Source organism: Paenibacillus sp. FSL H8-0079, assembly GCF_037991315.1.
Taxonomy (GTDB): domain Bacteria; phylum Bacillota; class Bacilli; order Paenibacillales; family Paenibacillaceae; genus Paenibacillus.
The window spans coordinates 5,938,888-5,956,674 of the sequence record NZ_CP150300.1 but is presented as its reverse complement, the minus strand read 5'-3'; the positions used below and the strand labels follow the sequence as shown (position 1 = coordinate 5,956,674).

15 protein-coding genes are annotated in these 17,787 nt (G+C 43.0%); 14 read left to right on the top strand and 1 reads right to left on the bottom strand.

From position 1 onward, the window contains the following. Positions 1-40 precede the first annotated feature (40 nt). On the bottom strand, positions 41-193 hold the full coding sequence (locus tag MHI06_RS26710) for a hypothetical protein (protein WP_340399617.1): 153 nt from the start codon (positions 191-193) through the stop codon (positions 41-43). A gap of 140 nt (positions 194-333) precedes the next feature. On the opposite strand from MHI06_RS26710, the gene MHI06_RS26705 reads away from it, so the two are divergent. From MHI06_RS26705 to fliD, 14 genes are all read left to right on the top strand, one after another. Continuing rightward, the gene (locus MHI06_RS26705) at positions 334-924 is read left to right on the top strand and encodes a ComF family protein (RefSeq protein ID WP_340399616.1); all 591 of its coding nucleotides are present in this window, start codon (positions 334-336) and stop codon (positions 922-924) included. Positions 925-1,229: 305 nt separating this feature from the next. Further along, positions 1,230-6,707, top strand: coding sequence for a fibronectin type III domain-containing protein (locus tag MHI06_RS26700; protein ID WP_340399615.1), 5,478 nt, complete (start codon positions 1,230-1,232; stop codon positions 6,705-6,707). A gap of 150 nt (positions 6,708-6,857) precedes the next feature. Continuing rightward, positions 6,858-7,262 carry a TIGR03826 family flagellar region protein gene (locus tag MHI06_RS26695; protein WP_340399614.1) on the top strand — a complete coding sequence of 135 codons (405 nt, stop codon included), beginning with the start codon at positions 6,858-6,860 and terminating at the stop codon, positions 7,260-7,262. A gap of 176 nt (positions 7,263-7,438) precedes the next feature. Beyond that, a complete protein-coding gene (gene flgM, locus MHI06_RS26690) occupies positions 7,439-7,723 on the top strand; it encodes a flagellar biosynthesis anti-sigma factor FlgM (RefSeq protein ID WP_062836994.1) in 285 nt (94 codons plus the stop codon). A gap of 11 nt (positions 7,724-7,734) precedes the next feature. After that, positions 7,735-8,238: a flagellar protein FlgN gene (locus MHI06_RS26685; protein WP_145149342.1), complete on the top strand. Its 504-nt coding sequence runs from the start codon at positions 7,735-7,737 to the stop codon at positions 8,236-8,238. A gap of 19 nt (positions 8,239-8,257) precedes the next feature. Then, entirely contained in the window at positions 8,258-9,835 is a 1,578-nt protein-coding gene (gene flgK / locus MHI06_RS26680; RefSeq protein ID WP_340399613.1) for a flagellar hook-associated protein FlgK, read from the top strand. A gap of 25 nt (positions 9,836-9,860) precedes the next feature. Next, complete coding sequence (gene flgL, locus MHI06_RS26675; protein WP_340399612.1) at positions 9,861-10,781, top strand: flagellar hook-associated protein FlgL; 921 nt, start codon at positions 9,861-9,863, stop codon at positions 10,779-10,781. A gap of 13 nt (positions 10,782-10,794) precedes the next feature. Beyond that, on the top strand, positions 10,795-11,364 hold the full coding sequence (locus tag MHI06_RS26670) for a DUF6470 family protein (RefSeq protein WP_340399611.1): 570 nt from the start codon (positions 10,795-10,797) through the stop codon (positions 11,362-11,364). Positions 11,365-11,452: 88 nt separating this feature from the next. Then, complete coding sequence (locus MHI06_RS26665; RefSeq protein ID WP_340399610.1) at positions 11,453-11,899, top strand: flagellar assembly protein FliW; 447 nt, start codon at positions 11,453-11,455, stop codon at positions 11,897-11,899. A 1-nt stretch (position 11,900) separates the two neighbouring features. Then, entirely contained in the window at positions 11,901-12,146 is a 246-nt protein-coding gene (gene csrA / locus MHI06_RS26660) for a carbon storage regulator CsrA (protein WP_339284430.1), read from the top strand. A 144-nt stretch (positions 12,147-12,290) separates the two neighbouring features. Continuing rightward, positions 12,291-14,009, top strand: a complete 1,719-nt coding sequence (locus MHI06_RS26655; RefSeq protein WP_340399609.1) for a flagellin — start codon at positions 12,291-12,293, stop codon at positions 14,007-14,009. 130 nt (positions 14,010-14,139) lie between these two features. Next, positions 14,140-15,378 carry a flagellin lysine-N-methylase gene (gene fliB / locus MHI06_RS26650; RefSeq protein ID WP_340399608.1) on the top strand — a complete coding sequence of 413 codons (1,239 nt, stop codon included), beginning with the start codon at positions 14,140-14,142 and terminating at the stop codon, positions 15,376-15,378. Positions 15,379-15,505: 127 nt separating this feature from the next. Then, complete coding sequence (locus MHI06_RS26645) at positions 15,506-15,892, top strand: flagellar protein FlaG (RefSeq protein WP_340399607.1); 387 nt, start codon at positions 15,506-15,508, stop codon at positions 15,890-15,892. 20 nt (positions 15,893-15,912) lie between these two features. Further along, entirely contained in the window at positions 15,913-17,778 is a 1,866-nt protein-coding gene (fliD, locus tag MHI06_RS26640) for a flagellar filament capping protein FliD (protein WP_340399606.1), read from the top strand. The last annotated feature ends 9 nt before the right edge of the window (positions 17,779-17,787 follow it).

Sequence of the window (17,787 nt, the reverse complement as noted above, 5' to 3'; positions counted from 1 at the left end):
TTCCCAAGACTGGAGGTTTGCTCATCCATGTTCAACTGGCTCAGTAACTTAACCGATTATGCGCAGCACCTGACCGGGCGTCTTCATCACCTACTCGCCCCACCGGGAGCGACTTGTCTGACATGCGGCACTCGAGCGATCCTTTCTCCAATCTATCCGGGCATATGCCCACGTTGTGTGAAGCCGATTCCATGGATCCGCTCCATCCGCTGCCTGCGTTGTGGTCGGGGAGTCGGATGCCCGGACTGTGCTCGTCCACATATGCAAAACCGTTCTTTTATCCTCAACCGCAGCGCAGTACAATACAACGCTCTTATGAAAGAATGGATAGGAATGTACAAGTTCAGAGGCCACGAAAGATACGCGCCGCTCCTAACCGCGCTGTTGATTCGAGCTTTTCAAGCGATGAGTGAGGAGCAGAATTCTGCTTTGGCAAAAGAACCCCCCGTCCCCGTGGCTTATCCCGCCACACTTGCTCAACAAATGAAGCCGCAATGGCAGCCTGACGCGGTCACCTATGTTCCGGTGAGCAGCGAGCGCCTGGCCGAGCGCGGCTTCAATCAGGCGGAGCGGCTGGCTGATGGGCTCGCCACCGCCTGCCGCCTACCCATCGTTGATCTGTTGCAGCGCCAGATCAACACGACCAAACAAAGCTTCAAATCACGCGGTGAGCGTATCGAAACGATGAAGAATGCTTTTACCATCAACCCGGATGGTATGCAATTAATTGAAGAGCTATACAGGAAAGTTCATTTGCCAACACGAAAGGGCATGTCACATGCCAAACCCATACAGATACTGCTAATCGATGATATATATACAACAGGTAGCACCTTGGACGCTTGTGGGCGGGTTATCCTAAATACCTGCTTCTCTATGGAGATTATCGTCGAGATTTACACACTGACACTGGCAAGATCGTAGTAGTTAAATCCAAATAATAAATGACTGTCCAGTAATCTTCAGACACTCTAGGCGGGGAATCTATACATTATGATTAATAGTAGACAGGAAAATATGTTCCTTTATTAATCATTGTTATAATTGTGATTGTCTCCATTCCATTTATACCGTTTGAAGTATAGTTGTTTGAAGAAATGATGAATGAAAGCGTTATAAGAAAATTTTTACATGTAAAAAAGAGGAATTGGTTTTCTCGCGCAGAATAGATAGTTTTGCCGTTCACCACGGGGAGTGGCACATCATATCTTTTGAAGGGGAGAACAGAAGTGGTCGCAGGAAAAAGAAAAAACAGATTTTACTTATGGACTGTCCGTTTACTAGTATTTATGCTGGTATTCGGACAGTTTGGCATGTACGGGGGGAACCGTGCAGATGCCGCAACGAGTAATAGAATTATCGCATCCAGTAATGATTATCGTTTTGTATTATCCGAACAGAATGGGAATCTGATGGTGAATCAGAAACCGATTGATCTGGGCTGGACGAGATCATACAGTATTTCAGCAAAAGGATATTCCTTCTCAAGAAGTCAGTCCATTAGAGGAAATGTTGCAGATATGACCAATGTTACCTTTGGTAAGTATACTTCTACCTATACTGGGCAAGTGACTAATGCATTTATCGTTGACTTTTCCGAGGTTTGGGAATATTACAGTACCATGGAATATAGACAATCAGGTACGAATGTAGGTGTTTGGAACAATTCCCGAGTAGATGAATTTGGAATGGAAACCCCCAGATATGTACAAAGTTATGAAGCCTCTCAACTTAGTTTGGTGATTAGCGCGGATACAGGTGCTGTGGTAGATTTTGTATCCAACCTTAATCCATATTACACACGCAAGGCAGAATCATTCAGCTTTATTAAGGAGTCGGGAACAAAGGAGCCAATTACTACGGTTCCTGCTATTCCAACTGGCCTAGTAGCCACTGCGAATGATGCGACGATCAACCTTAACTGGTTAGCTGCACAACAAGCGGTTCAGTATGAAATTGAAGAAAATGGTGTAACTAAAGGTCCGTTCTATGGTCTGGACTATACAAGTAGCCCTTATAGAAATAATACGAACTATACTTACAGAGTACGTGGTGTTAATCAAAGAGGTGCAGGTGAATGGAGTGTTCCATACTCGCTGAGAACTTTACTTGAAAAACCGATCTTAACCGCAAAAGGCGAAGAGGGAAAGAATACATTGAATTGGAAATCCGTTGAATTTGCAGATCGATATCAATTGCAAATTGACGGTGGAGAGCCTATTGAATTGGGCAATGTGAACTCATATGAGCATGAAGATTTGGAGTCCAATTCAACACATACCTATGTGCTAAAAGCCTTCTCAACTGATAATGAGAGCTCGCGGAGTAAACCACTAAGTCAATTAACGGTACCTAACCGTGCAGATGGTTTGAAAATCACTGATGCTACAGTGAATAAATTGTCTGTATCCTGGGCTGCTGTTAAGGGAGCAACAGGATATGATCTGGAGATCGACGGGTCAGTTGTTGCGGTAACAGGAACAACATATAACAAGACTGGACTTGCAGCCAATACAGAGTACACCTTCAGAATCAGATCCAAAAATTCAGGTGGGGCAGGAAGTTGGAGTGATCCAGTAACGGGTACTACTCAACTGAGCACACCCGTAGTTCAATCCAATGCCACGGCAGAGGAGGTTGTGCTTGTATGGACTCCAATTGAAGGGGCAACTTCATATGATGTTGAAGCGGATGGAGTTGTTTCTTTGGGGTTAGAAGATCCAATCTTTAACCACACCGATCTGACACCAGGCACAGCGCATAAATATCGTGTGCGTGCAATCAATGAGACGAATACAAGTGCTTGGACATCAGTGGTGACGCAAAATACCTTGCCTGGCTCTGTCAGTGGATTGAATGTGAGTGCAGTCACCAATGCAGCCATTACCGTGAAATGGAATGCGGTTAACGGTGCCACAGGCTACGATTTGGAAATCGACGGCACCCCTATTTCTTTGACAACCACAAGTTATGCGAAGAGTGGACTCGCTGGAAACACGGACCACACTTTCCGTATTCGTTCAAAGAATATTGCAGGTGCAGGAGCCTGGAGCGAGATAGTAACAGGTCGTACGCAATTTAATCTGCCTGTATTGAAGGCATCCTCTGAAGAAACAGCGATCATATTAACGTGGACATCCATACCAGATGCTACTGCATATGAGATTGAAGCGGATGGCGTGATTGTTGCGAAGGTAAGTGAATCAGGCTACACACATGAAAATATATTACCCGGTACTTCTCATAAATATCGTATTCGTGTAGCTACTGAATATAACACAAGTGCTTGGACAGCTGTCCTGACACAGAGTACATTGCCTGCAGCAGTCTCAGGTCTCAGTTTAACATCCACAACGAACACCGCAATTTCCTTGAAATGGAGTGCAGTGACCGGTAGCTCTGGATATGACTTGGAGATTGATGGAGTGGTAGTTCCAGTTACTGGTTTAACATATACGAAGAGTGGTCTTGCAGCGAATACGGACCATACGTTCCGTATCCGTTCCAAGAATACGGCAGGTGTGGGTGTGTGGAGTGACGTGGTAAGTGGCACGACTCAACTCAATACGCCTGTGCTGAAAGTATCTTCCCAAGAAGGTGCAATTATAGTAACTTGGGCAGATGTTACTGATGCAACTAAATATGAAGTGGAGGCAGATGGTATTGTTGTAGCTACGGTTACGACGCCAGTCTATACGCACGAGAGTTTGACTCCAGGAACAACGCATAAGTATCGTGTAAGAGCCCTGACGGAGATGAACGTTAGCCCTTGGACTGCACTTCTCACTCAGAATACTTTACCGGGTTCAGTCACAGGGTTGAGTGTAACCTCTGCAACCAATGTCGCTATCGCGCTTAAGTGGAATGCCGTAATTGGAGCAACGGGTTACGACTTGGAGATTGATGGCACGGTAGTACCTGTAAGTGGATTAACATACAACAAGACAGGTCTTGCAGCCAATACGGATCATACGTTCCGGGTTCGCTCCAAAAATACGGCAGGGGCCGGAGCATGGAGTGATATCATTGATGGCACGACCTTGTTGAATACCCCTGTTTTAAAAGCTTCCTCGGAAGAGACTGCTATTACAGTAACATGGGCAGATGTATCAGATGCGATCAAGTATGAGATTGAAGCAGATGGCTCAATTGTGGCAACAGTTAATGAGCCGAAATATGTGCATTCAAGTCTTCAGCCAGGAACAGCGCATAAGTATCGTGTACGAGCACTGACAGATACAAACAATGGGGCTTGGACTGCTGTCTTAAATCAAAATACACTACCAGGTTCAGTTACTGGATTGGGCATTACCTCTGTAACGAACACAACAATGGCTTTGAAATGGAATGCTGTAACCGGAGCAACAGGTTATGAGCTTGAAATTGATGGCACGGTAGTAGTTGCTACTGGATTAACATACAACAAGACCGGACTTGCAGCTAATACGGATCATACGTTCCGCGTTCGCTCCAAAAATGCGGCAGGGACCGGAGCATGGAGTGATGAGGTAAGGGGTACAACGTTATTGAATACCCCTGTTCTAAAAGCTTCCTCGGAAGAGACTGCGATTACATTGACATGGGCAGATGTAACAGATGCAACCAAGTATGAGATTGAAGCAGATGGAGTCGTTACTGGTACAATTAGCGAACCGAAATATGTGCACACTAGTTTGGTCCCAGGAACGGCGCATAAATACCGTGTGCGTGCACTGACGGACTCTAATACAGGTGCTTGGACTGCGGTGCTGACGCAAAGTACGATACCTGCTTCAGTTACTGGTTTAAGTATTAGCTCTGTTACCAATGTAGCCATTGCCTTAAAATGGACGGCAGTAACGGGAGCAACGGGTTATGATGTGGAGATCGACGGTACAGTTGTACCGGTAACGGGAGTAGCTTATACGAAGAGCGGGCTTGTGACAAATACGGATCACACGTTCCGTATTCGTTCTAAAAATACAGCAGGTGCAGGTATATGGAGTGAGATTGTAAATGGAACAACTTTACTGAACACACCTGTGTTGAAGGCTTCTTCTGAGGAACAAGCGGTCACCTTGACATGGCCTGAAGTTAAAGATGCAACCAAATATGAGATTGAAGCGGACGGAGTCTTAGTGGGTAATGTTAAGGTGCCTACTTATACTCACAATAATCTTATAGCTGGAACAGCACATAAATACCGCGTACGCGCTCTGACCGAAACCAATGTTGGAGCTTGGACTGCGGTCTTGACACAAAATACGTTGCCTGGTTCTGTGACCGGGCTAACGGTAACAAGCGTAACGAACACAGCTGTTGCTCTGAAGTGGAACGCAGTCTCAGGAGCGACGGGATATGACCTTGAAATTGATGGTACTGTTGTACCTGTTAGTGGGTTGGTTTATACCAAAACGGGCCTTATCGCCAATACGGATCATACATTCCGTATTCGTTCCAAGAATACTGCTGGGGCTGGGGCTTGGGGAGATGTAACAGATGTTACAACCCAGTTAAACACACCTGCTCTGAAAGCAACATCAGAGGAAACAGCTATTACTTTGAATTGGCTTGATATCAAAGATGCAACCAATTATGAAATTGAGGCAGATGGAGCAATTGTTTCTACAGTAACCGATCCCTCATATGTTCATAGTAATTTGCTTGCAGGAACATCGCACACCTATCGTGTTCGTGCATTAACGGATAAGAACAGCAGCGCTCGGTCTACGGTCTTGACTCAAAGCACTATACCAGGAAGTGTGACCGGATTGAGTTTGAATTCTGCAACAACAGTAGCTATTGCTATGAAGTGGAATGCGGTTACGGGAGCAACAGGATACGATCTGGAAATCGATGGTAAACCAGTCGCTGTAACGGCTCTTGCTTATACCAAAACAGCACTTCTAGCCAATACAGATCATACCTTCCGCATTCGTGCCAAAAATGCTGCTGGCATTGGTAGCTGGAGTGAGATCGTAACCGCCTCGACCCAATTAAATGTACCAACTACGCTGAAAGCCGTACCTGAAGAAACGGCAGTTACGCTGACGTGGAATGAAGTTGCTGGTGCAACAAAATACGAGATTGAGGCAGACGGCATGGTTGTTGCTACGGTGAGTGATCTCATGTATGTCCACAATGGAGTGCTTGGTGGCACCATTCATAAATATCGTATTCGTGCCCTGACCGACACTAATATGAGTGCATGGACAGCAGTATTGTCCCAAACTACGTTACCTGCGAGTGTCGCAGGCTTGAGTATTAACTCTGCAACCACAGCGGCTATCGCGCTGAGATGGAGTGCTGTAACTGGAGCTACCGGGTATGATCTGGAGATTGATGGTACGGTGGTTGCTGTGAGTGGAGTTGCTTATACGAAGAGCGGGCTTGCACCAAATACAGAGCATACCTTCCGCATTCGTGGCAAAAATGCTTCTGGTGCGGGAGCTTGGAGTGAGATCATAACGGGAATGACTCAATTAACTACACCTGTGCTGAAGGGAACTTCGGACAGAACAAACGTTATTCTGATATGGGACGCGGTTGTGGGAGCTTCGTCATACGAAATTGAAGCTGATGGACAAATTGTGGCAATTGTTAATGATTCAACGTTTATTCATTCTGATCTGTTACCGTCCAGTCTGCATAAATATCGTATCAGGGCATTCAATGACCAGAACACAAGCGTATGGTCTACTGTACTAAACATTAGAACATTGAATTAATGAATTAAAGTGGGGGAACGGGCTTGCGTATATATGCATCCTGTTCCCTTCTTTTGTTTTGTAAATAGACTATGGCTTCATCACAGAAAATAAGGTAATGTATAGTTATTATCTATTCGGAAATGGAAGTTTGAGAGGGGCGTTTTAGCGATGAATCTAGGTAACTGTCCTCGCTGTGGTAAATTATATGCGTTGAATTTTCGAGATGTATGCTCGAACTGTATCAAGGAAATAGAGCAGGAATATCAGATCTGTGTAGATTATTTGCGCGAAAACAAGGGTACCAACATACAGGAACTATCTGATGCAACAGAAGTCTCAATTAAAAATATTACCAAGTTCATTCGTGAGGGACGAATTTCCATCGAGAACGCCCCGAATATGATGTATCCTTGTGAAGTATGCGGAACGTTGATTCGCGAAGGTCATATGTGTGACTCTTGCCGTAATCGTTTAACGAAAGACTTGGCAGGAGCAGCTCGCGATGTAGGTCAGAAGGATAACGGTAATATAGGCGGACGAACCTACAATGCTCTCGACAAACTGCGCGATTAATAGGAACGAGGGCTCAAATACATGTTTTGCTATAACAAATGTTTTGAAACGTACCGATAAACTTATTAAAGATTATCGGTTTTTTTTATTATCCTAATCATTTTGATAACATAAAGATAAAGTAAGAAAAACGTATATCGTCGTAAAAACCTTATGTGGAAGGAAGTGCAAGTTAAATGAAAATCAATGAACCGAGTAGAATTGGCGCCATCAATTCATATCAAAGGAACGTTGAATCCAATCAGCAGGCTGATGCCAAGAAGAGCCGCCGTAAGGACGAAGTATCCATTTCTCCGGAGGCGATGAAGATGCTTGAGGAACAAAGTCGTACACAGGATGCAGGACGCGTACAACGGATACAGGAACTGAAAGAACAGGTGAGTTCCGGAACGTATCAGGTAGATAGTAGCAAGCTTGCTGACAAGCTGCTGCCGTATTTTAAGTCTTTTGATAAGGAATAGGTGATCACGTAATGGCAGCACTGGACAGATTGATTGCAGTTTTGCAGCAAATGGAACAAAGTCACCGCGATATGCTGGCACTCAGCGAGGTCAAGAGACAGGTCATTGTCAAAAACGATGTGGATGAACTCATTGCCCTCCTCAACAAAGAATCTCGTTTCATGAAACAACAGGAGCCATTGGAGATCGAGCGGCAGAGCGCAGTTCACGAACTGCTACAGGAGCGGGGCATCAAGTCCATGCTGAACCTGAATATCACCGAAATCTCGAAGCTGATTTTTGATCCTGCTGACAAACTGCGATTGCTTGAAGTCCAGAAGAAGCTGGCGGGAACACTGCATGAATTAAAAGAAATCAATCAACTGAACCAAAAGCTGATCGAGCAATCGTTGATGTTTATTGATCTTTCAATGGACATCTTTGCTTCTCGGCCAGAACAGGATGCCACTTATCAGCATCCTGCTGATAAGAACGGTAATCCAGGGCGAATCGGTCTGTTTGACACGCGTGCCTGATTAATTAGGGGGAAACCAGGTGACATCTACATTTCATTCAATCGAAACGGCTAAACGCAGTTTGTTCACACAGACGACAGCTCTTAGCACAACAGGCCATAACGTAGCCAATGCCAACACGGAAGGATACTCACGCCAAAAGGTAAACATGCAGGCGTCCATTCCAATGGAGCCGTTCGCATTTCTGCATAGCACAACACCAGGACAGCTTGGTACAGGGGTAGAATTTGACTCTATTACACGTGTGCGTGAGAAATTTCTGGACGACCAATATCGTAATGAAAACACCAACTTCGGGAGTTGGTCCATTCAACGAGACACACTTGAGAAACTTGAAGCTATTGTGAATGAACCATCGAACACCGGATTTCGGACTGTTATGGATAACTTCTATAAATCATGGTCAGATCTAAGTAAGAATCCTGAGGATGTTACAGCTCGTAGGATCGTCAAAGAAACAACATTGGCTCTGACCGATGCGATGAATCAGATTAGCCGCCAACTGGATGCGCTCAGCCAGGATTTAGACAGTAACATTGCTGTGAAAGGTAATGAAATTCAGGGCTACCTTGGTAATATTGCGAACCTTAATAGTGCTATTGTAAAAGTTGAGTCTCTTGGAGACAATGCTAACGATTTGCGTGACCAACGTGATTTAATGACAGATAAGTTATCCAAGATTATGAATATTACAGTTACTGATTCTCCACAAGGCTACCAGATCCAAATGAATGGTGAAGCCCTTGTTACTGGTGGAGCTGTAACGACGGAAGTAACTCCCGATTTTCTGAACACAGCTTATACTGCAGGAACACTCATTAATGGTGAGGTACACGGGATGATTAAGTCCCGAGACACATTAGTGAGTGATTACCGGAAGCAAATGGATGAACTTGCCAACACACTCGCAAATGGTGATATTAAAATTACAATCCCTGCTGGTTCTGTTTTGCCTGAAAATACGGTTATTGATGGTGTTCCTTATTCTGGGGACGATCGTATTCTCAAAACAGATCTAAAAGACGTTATTGTCAAAGGCTTTAACGGTCTGCATCAGCTTGGATATAGTTTGGATGGACTGACTCCAGGTCTTCCATTTTTTACAGTGGCAGGCTCTGATCCGTCTAATCCAGCAATTACCGGAATTACCGCTGGTAACATTTCGCTGAATGCAGCAATTGTAGCTGATCCAAACAAAATTGCATCATCCTTACGCACAACAACGGATCCTACTTCAGGAACAGAATCGGTTGTCAAAGGGAATAACACGCTTGCGATTCTAATTGCTAACCTGAAGGACAAGCCGATGAAATCCATCGATGGTCTGCGCAATGCAACTGTTGGAGCGCAGTTTAGCGCAATTGTTGGACAACTGGGGGTTCAATCTCAGGAAGCTGCACGTCAAACATCAAACACAGAGTTTTTGGTGCAGCAAGTGGAAACTCGTCGCCAATCGGTTAGTGGCGTATCCCTTGATGAAGAGATGGCGAATATGATCAAATTCCAGCATGCATATAGCGCATCCGCGCGATTCATGACCACATATGATGAATTGCTTGATAAATTAATTAACTCTACGGGTACAGTAGGTAGATAATAGAAGGGAGTGGCATAACTAGACTATGAGAATAACGAATAACATGCTTAGTTCCCAATTGCTATTGAACTTGAATCGTAATGCACAGCAGATGAATAATACGCAGACTCAGATGGCGACCGGCATGAAAATTAACAAACCTTCAGACGATCCGGTAGGTATTACCTACTCTTTGCGTTACCGTGCTGAATTGGCGTCGAATGAACAATATCAGAAGAATGTAGATAGTGCGACATCTTGGCTGGATTTTAACGATACAGTCATGGATCAAGCAGGGAGTATCGTTCAACGTTTGCGTGAGTTGGTCGTTCAGGGTTCGACAGGAACCAATCCTCAGTCTGCCCTTGATAGTATCAAAGAAGAAGTTAGTCAGTTGAAAGAACAGCTCATTGATGTAGCCAATAGTAAGCTGAATGGTAAATATGTATTTAATGGTGAAACATATGACATTAAGCCTTACGATTTTACCAAGGATGCGAATGGATCTTCCGATACAACAGATGCAGCTTCTGTCATTACCGATACAGGTAAAATCAATTTCATTGTTGGGGAAAGTGTGCAACTACCCATTAATGTAACGGGTAATGAAGCATTTGGGAATGAAGATGAAGATGACAATCTATTTGTAGTTTTGAATAACATTATTCAAGCATTATCAGACGGGGAACAGAAGGAATTATCCAATCAACTTGGCAACATTGATAGTAGAATGGATAAAATGTTGGCCATCCGCTCTGAGATCGGTGCCAAAACGAATCGGATCGATCTAATGATGGGACGTTTGGATGATCTGGGTGTGAACTTGACGGATCTTCAGGCGAAGGTTGAAGATGCAGATTATGCTGAACTTGTGATGAAGTCTAAAATACAGGAAAATATATACAACGCTTCTTTATCAGCGGGATCCAAGATTATTTCACCGTCTCTTGTGGACTTCTTGAGATAAAAGGAGGAGCTGTATGAGTACTCTTCCTGTTGTTCAGATAAGAACGACGCCGTCTGTATTGAGCATAAACGCTGATCTAGGACAGTTTTCATTGCGCCAGCCTAAAGCGGATGTGCAGCTTCATACAAGACCGGCCAAGTTAACAGTTAAAAGTCATGCTCCTGAGCTGAATGTTGATCAATCAAAAGCATTCGCAGCTTATAATGGTGGGAATATGATTGATATGAATGCTCGAATCTATTCAGGCATTCAGCAGATTTTCTTACAAAACATTGCTAATCGTGTTCAACAAGGAGATCAATTAGCAGAGATTCATAAACCAGGTAATACGATTGCTAATATTATTGGTGAGGATTGGCAGGGGACTTCTTTTCCAGAGATGCGAGGACCGGCATCTATCGACAACGTAGATGTTCGTGTCAATGTTCGTGCTCCGGAACTTAATTACACACCAGCTGTTTCAGAGCTGAATGTTAGGGTCAATCGACCTGAAATCGAGTATCAGCGAGGTAAACTCGACATCTATGTGAAGCAGTATGCATCAATACAGTATACGCCACCAGCTATTGATGTCGGAATGTAACAACTATAAAGTAGAGCTGTAGACAGTCTTGAAGCAGACATCTACAGCTCTTTTTGCGTAAAATCTTTGTTTGGGAGGCTTCGTTATTATGAAAATTCAGACAAGCATGTGGGGCGAGATCGAAGTACAAGATGAGGTTGTTTATTCCTTTTCCAAGGGTCTGCCCGGATTCGATGATGAGCACCAATTTGCATTAATTCCGTGGGAGGATACTCCCTTTGTATACTTGCAATCTCTCCGTGAGCAAGAGCTTTCTTTTCTGATTGTTAATCCATTCCTCTTCTCTCCTGGGTATAGCTTTGAATTACCAGAGGCAGATCGAGATGAGCTTGAGATTCGTGACCAGGTTGAGGTGTATTCAATGGTCACGATCCATTCAAGGGTTAACCTATCTACGATGAATCTGCTTGCTCCCGTTGTGTTGAACCCAGAGAACCGAACAGGTAAGCAAGTTGTACTACATCAATCGGGGTATGAGACGCGTTGTCTGATCTGGCCAGAAGAACAGTTGAATTCCGCTAAAGGAGGTGTGTGAGATGCTCGTATTGTCGCGAAAAAAAGGCGAGTCTATCATCATCCAGGATCAGATCGAAGTTACAGTGCTAGCTGTAGAAGGAGATACGGTGAGAATCGGAATCTCTGCACCCAAACATATTGATATCTATCGTCAGGAGATATATGCGTCCATTCAGGAAGCTAACCGGGAGTCAGCTACGCCTCTTGCCGCCAATGTTGAAGCATTTATGGAACGGCTGCGTAACTCCGAATTGAAAAAAGATTAAAAATATTCCATTTTGCTATAAACACTTGTACACCTCTCGTCGATATATAATTTAGACGCTGCTTCGGCAGGGCGGCCGACCTTAATGTCGCGGCGTTTACCACAAGGATGTGGAACTAACTTATTTTCAGGGAGGAAATTTCTAATGATTATCAACCATAATATCGCGGCGTTGAACACACACCGCCAACTGAGCACTAACACTGCTAACACGAACAAAAACATCGAAAAATTGTCTTCTGGTCTTCGTATCAACCGTGCTGGTGACGATGCTGCTGGTTTGGCAATTTCCGAAAAAATGCGTGGACAAATCCGTGGTTTGGATCAAGCTACTCGTAACGCTCAAGATGGAATCTCTTTGATCCAAACAGCTGAGGGTGCATTGAACGAAACTCACTCCATCCTGCAACGTATGCGTGAGCTTGCAGTTCAATCTTCCAATGATACAAACACAGAGCAAGATCGTGGCGAATTGCAAAAAGAAATGAACCAGTTGACTTCCGAGATCAACCGGATTGGTAACACAACGGAGTTCAATACGAAGAAATTGTTGAACGGTGACTTGTCTGATAAATTCATGACAAAAGCAGCGGTAACTACTCCAGCTACAACAGTTGATGTTAATAAAGCAATTACCCAAACGGTTAAAGTTGGCCCAGAGCCAATCGCATGGTCTGACAATGATTCCCAAGTGGCATTTGACGTTAAGTTTACGGGTAAAGCTGCGAACGGTTTTGATTGGACCAAAGTAAATGAAGCATCAGCAGCAGGCAAGAATGAGATTAAGCTTGAAAGAGATGCCGATGGCTTTAAGCTTTCATTTGATGGTATTGATAAAACGGGTGGTACTCCTTTGAATTTGAAAATTGATGCTCAAGCATTGGCTTACGATGCTGCTAAGGATACGTATTCCTTTGACAATGAGGGTATCACTTTCTCCTTTAAGGGAGCTGATGCCAAAGATTGGGCTGTAGGTGAAACTGTAACAATCGACTTGAAAAAAGCTAACGGCAGTACGGGTAATTTAACTACTGCTGTTGTTAACACAATTCCAACCTCGCAGGATTGGACAACAAATACTAATGCAGGCGCTACCCCAGCGGCAATGACTAACTTTAAGATTGATGCAGCTGATAGTCAACTTATTGCCAATGTATCCCAAGTGAAAGTAACCCTTGCTGGTACTGATCTGACTGTTGATTTATTGGATGCAGGCGGAGCTTCAGTATCTTCTACGAAGTTCTCTGGGGTCGGTGCTACATTCAATTATGATGCGAATGGCATTAAGTTTGATTTGGCAAAAGGGACTGCAACAGCGCTGGTAGGTACATTTAAATTAGAGACAGCAACGACTGAAGTGACGACTGAGCCTCAAGAGACTACACCTGCTGAGTATGAGGATCGTTCTGCAGCATTCCAAATTGGTGCGAACCAAAATCAATCCCTGTCTTTGGGCGTTAACGACATGCGTGCTGCGGCATTGGGTATCACAGGTACAGGTAAAGGTTTCTCTGGAGCGGATAACGTAACAGACGGAACAGACAACAAAAATGCTGAGAAGGCTCTTGATTTGACAAGCAACACGAACGCTGCTAGTGCAATCACAACCGTTGACAAAGCGATTGCTTCTGTATCTAGCGAACGTTCTAAACTGGGTGCTGTTCAAAACCGTTTGGAGCACACAATCAATAACTTGGGAACTTCTTCCGAGAACTTGACTGCAGCGGAATCCCGTATCCGTGACGTAGACATGGCGAAAGAAATGATGTCCCAAACGAAAAACAACATCTTGGCTCAAGCAGCTCAAGCAATGTTGGCACAAGCAAACCAACAGCCACAAGGCGTGCTGCAATTGCTTCGTTAATTTTAAAATGTTTCTGGAGGAATTGGTTATCCAATTCCTTCGGAATTTTGTACATTTGCAAGTTGAAATAGATATCTTCTACGTGAGGGTATCTATTTTTATTTACAAAAGGTGATAAGGGGTAAACTAGATGACAACGAAAAGCCGAACCATTCTTGTTCCCGAATATATGCAGGAATTTGCTTGTATTGGCTCAGCCTGTGAAGATTCCTGTTGTGTTGGATGGAGAGTGGATATTGATCAAGCCACGTATAAAAAGTATGCTAAATCCCGTGATATTGAATTCAAACCTTTATTTAATAAGAACATCTCTAGACATCGTTCGGAGCCCAGTCCACAGAGATATGCAAAGATTAAGATGAATGAACAAGGAAGATGTAGCTTTCTGTCCGAGGAAAACTTGTGTAAGGTTCAACTAGGCTTAGGAGAGGACTACCTGTCGAATGTGTGCAGCACCTATCCCAGAAGTATTAACAGTATAGATGGAGTATTAGAAAAATCCACCACATTATCTTGTCCTGAGGCAGCGAGGCTTACGTTATTGAACCCTGAGGGGATTCAATTTAATGAAATTGAAGAAAGCGAAGATAATAAAGTTTGGATTATGAAGCAAATTATTACTGATAATCCGAATACTAAAAATAAGTTAACACCATATTTTTGGGATTTGCGAATTTTTACGATTCAGGTGTTGCAAAATCGTGCCTACACATTATCAGAGAGACTAATTATTCTAGGCTTGTTTTATCAGAAAGTACAGTCTCAAGTTAACGAAGAAAAATATGAGGCAGTTTTAGATACGATTACATCATATTCAAGAATGTTGGAAGACCCTAATACCAAAAAGTCTTTAATGGATATCCCAGGAAATCACATGGTGCAGATGAAGCTCTGTAAGGAGCTTATGGATTTTCGTTTTGGACATGGATTTAATAGTTCAAGATATATGCAATGTGTTGTAGAAACACTGAACGGTATTATGTACACGGAGGATTCTACCGAGGAAGAGATTGCAGAAAGATACAAGACAGCGAGTGAAGATTACTACAGTCCATTTATGGAAGAACACGAGTATATTCTCGAAAACTACCTTGTGAATTATGTTTTCAAAAATTTGTTTCCATTTGGACGTAGCGGAGTATATGACGATTATGTTATGATGGTTGTTCATTTCTCTATGATTAAACTGCATTTGATTGGCATGTCTGGCTTCCATAAAGGTTTAACCACGGACCTGGTAGTAAAGCTTGTTCAATCATTTGCCAAAACCGTTGAACATAATGGAAGATATTTAAATAACGTGCTTGAGCTACTGGAAGACAATAATTACACTTCCATGGCTTATATGTCCATCATGATCAAGAATTAATTTAACTGTCTGCAGGAGGCCTCGGCATTGCCGAGGTCTTTTTATACATATTTTTCATAAAGCTCTAATGAGAAACGTGATTTAAACCGATATAAAAGTAAATATGAAGCCGGAGGTAGTGGTAAAGATGAATGTACAGTTCTCATTATCCGCTAATACGTCATCATCAGTCAGTCAACAAGGGGAACCATCTTCAGTATCTGAAATGCAGCGAGGGGACCTGAACTCAAGTATGAATAAGGGCTTGAGTTTGAGCCAGTTGGAGAGGCAAGGAACTTCCTTATCCATCGGTGAAGAACACTTGATTAGAACGATTGAAAATGCTGTGAAATCCCTGCAAGGTCCACAAACGACACTGGATATTAGTATTCATGAGAAAACACATGAAATTATGGTCAAAGTACTTAATAGAGATACAGGGGAATTGATCCGCGAGATTCCTCCTGAGAAAACATTGGATTTGGTTGCTAAAATGATGGAACTTGCCGGAATTTTAGTTGACGAGAAGATATAATATGGATCTGGAGGTGCACAATGGTTACACGGGTTAACGGCTTTTCAGGTATGAATATTGAAAGTATGGTCAAGAGCATGATGGCTACCAAAACTCTGCGACTGGACAGATTGAATCAGGATAAACAGATTTTGCAATGGCAACGTGAGAGCTATCGTGAAGCAAGCAGTAAATTATATGATTTTCGTTCCAATAAATTAACCGATAAATATGGTGCTTCGTCGGCGCTTAATGCTAATAAATCAATGGTTTCGGGTAATACAACTGCGTTGAGAGCTGAAGCGTCTGCAACTGCAACGATGGCTGAGATGAAAGTCAGTATCGAAAAATTGGCAGTAGCTGAGACGCGTGAAACCTCAGGTCTAGGCCCTGGGGTTAGTCGTAATACTACCTTAGCTACTCTGGATGGCGTAGATCTTTCTAGCTTGAGTGCTACGGAGAGGGCGGAGTACGATGCGAAGAAATTCGATATAACGATTAATGGTGTGAGTTTCAAAGATAAATTCAAAGGTACTACTTCAATTGCATCCTTGATTTCGGTCATCAACGCTGATGCAAAAGCTGATGTCATTGCAAGTTATGATGAAGCTACGGGTAAACTCTCATTTGCTTCAAAATCAGGTGGAACCGATGGGAAAGTAGATGTTAAAACTCCGTCAGATAGTAACTCAATCCTTGCTTTGTTCTCCAAAAAAACAAGTGTAGAAACAAAAGGAGCAGGAGCAACGGTTACAGCAGACAAGACGCTTGCTGACTTGAAAACGTTACTTGATGGCAAGGCACCAGAACCAGGAGCAGCTGCGAAGACGTATAGTTTTAGTATCAATGGTGAGAAGTTCGAATTCAAAGAAACAACATCCATTCAGAGCATATTAAATGAAATTAACGGTAATGAAAAAGCGGGAGTAACCGCTGGCTTTGATGAAAAAGGAAAACTTAGTTTTAAAACTAAAGCTGGAATTGAAGAAATTAAGCTTGGTGGTAAGTCTTATGAATTCCTGGCTTTATTTAAGGGAGCAGAACCTGCCATAGAAAGTGATACGCCTTTGACGTTAGTAAAGGAAGGCATAAATGCTGAAGTGCATGTAAATGGCCAAAAGATGGATAACATTAGAACCAATACCTTTACCATTAATGGTGTGCAATTGACACTGCAAGAGGAGACTGGGGTTAATAACCCAGTTATCATTAAAAACCAAACAGATCCCGACAAGGCACTTGAGACGATCAAAGGTTTCATTGATGATTACAACAAGCTTATCCAATCTTTAAACTCAACCATTAGAGAAACCAGATATAATGATTTTAGACCACTCACAGACGAAAATAAAAAAGAAATGAAAGAATCTGAGATTCTGGCATGGACTGAAAAATCTAAGAGTGGAATGCTGAAAAACAATGATATTATCAAGTCAGTACTGTCAGATATGCGTAGTGTGATCACTGGAGCATTGGGGCCTCTCAGTGCGATGGGGATTACTACCGGATCATACTCAGAGAACGGAAAACTAATTATAAAAGATGAGGCAAAGCTCAAAAGTATGATTAGTACCAATCCACAGGCAGTGATTGATGTATTCCAAGGACCAGTTTCTTCGCCAAATGATGGGTTATTCGATAAATTGGCAGACAAGGCTTCTACTGCAATTCAACGGATATCTGATCGTTCAGGTACTAACCGTTTTACAACAGATATTACTAGCACGTTTAGCGCGGAAAATCCGATGGGCAGAAAACTGGATGAATATAATAAGAGAATTGCTACGATGCAACGTAACCTTACTACTACGGAGAATCGGTATTATAAACAGTTCGCTGCCATGGAAAAAGCAATGACACAGTTGCAGTCACAGTCGTCCAGTCTTCTATCTCAATTTGGTAATTAATTTTAATAT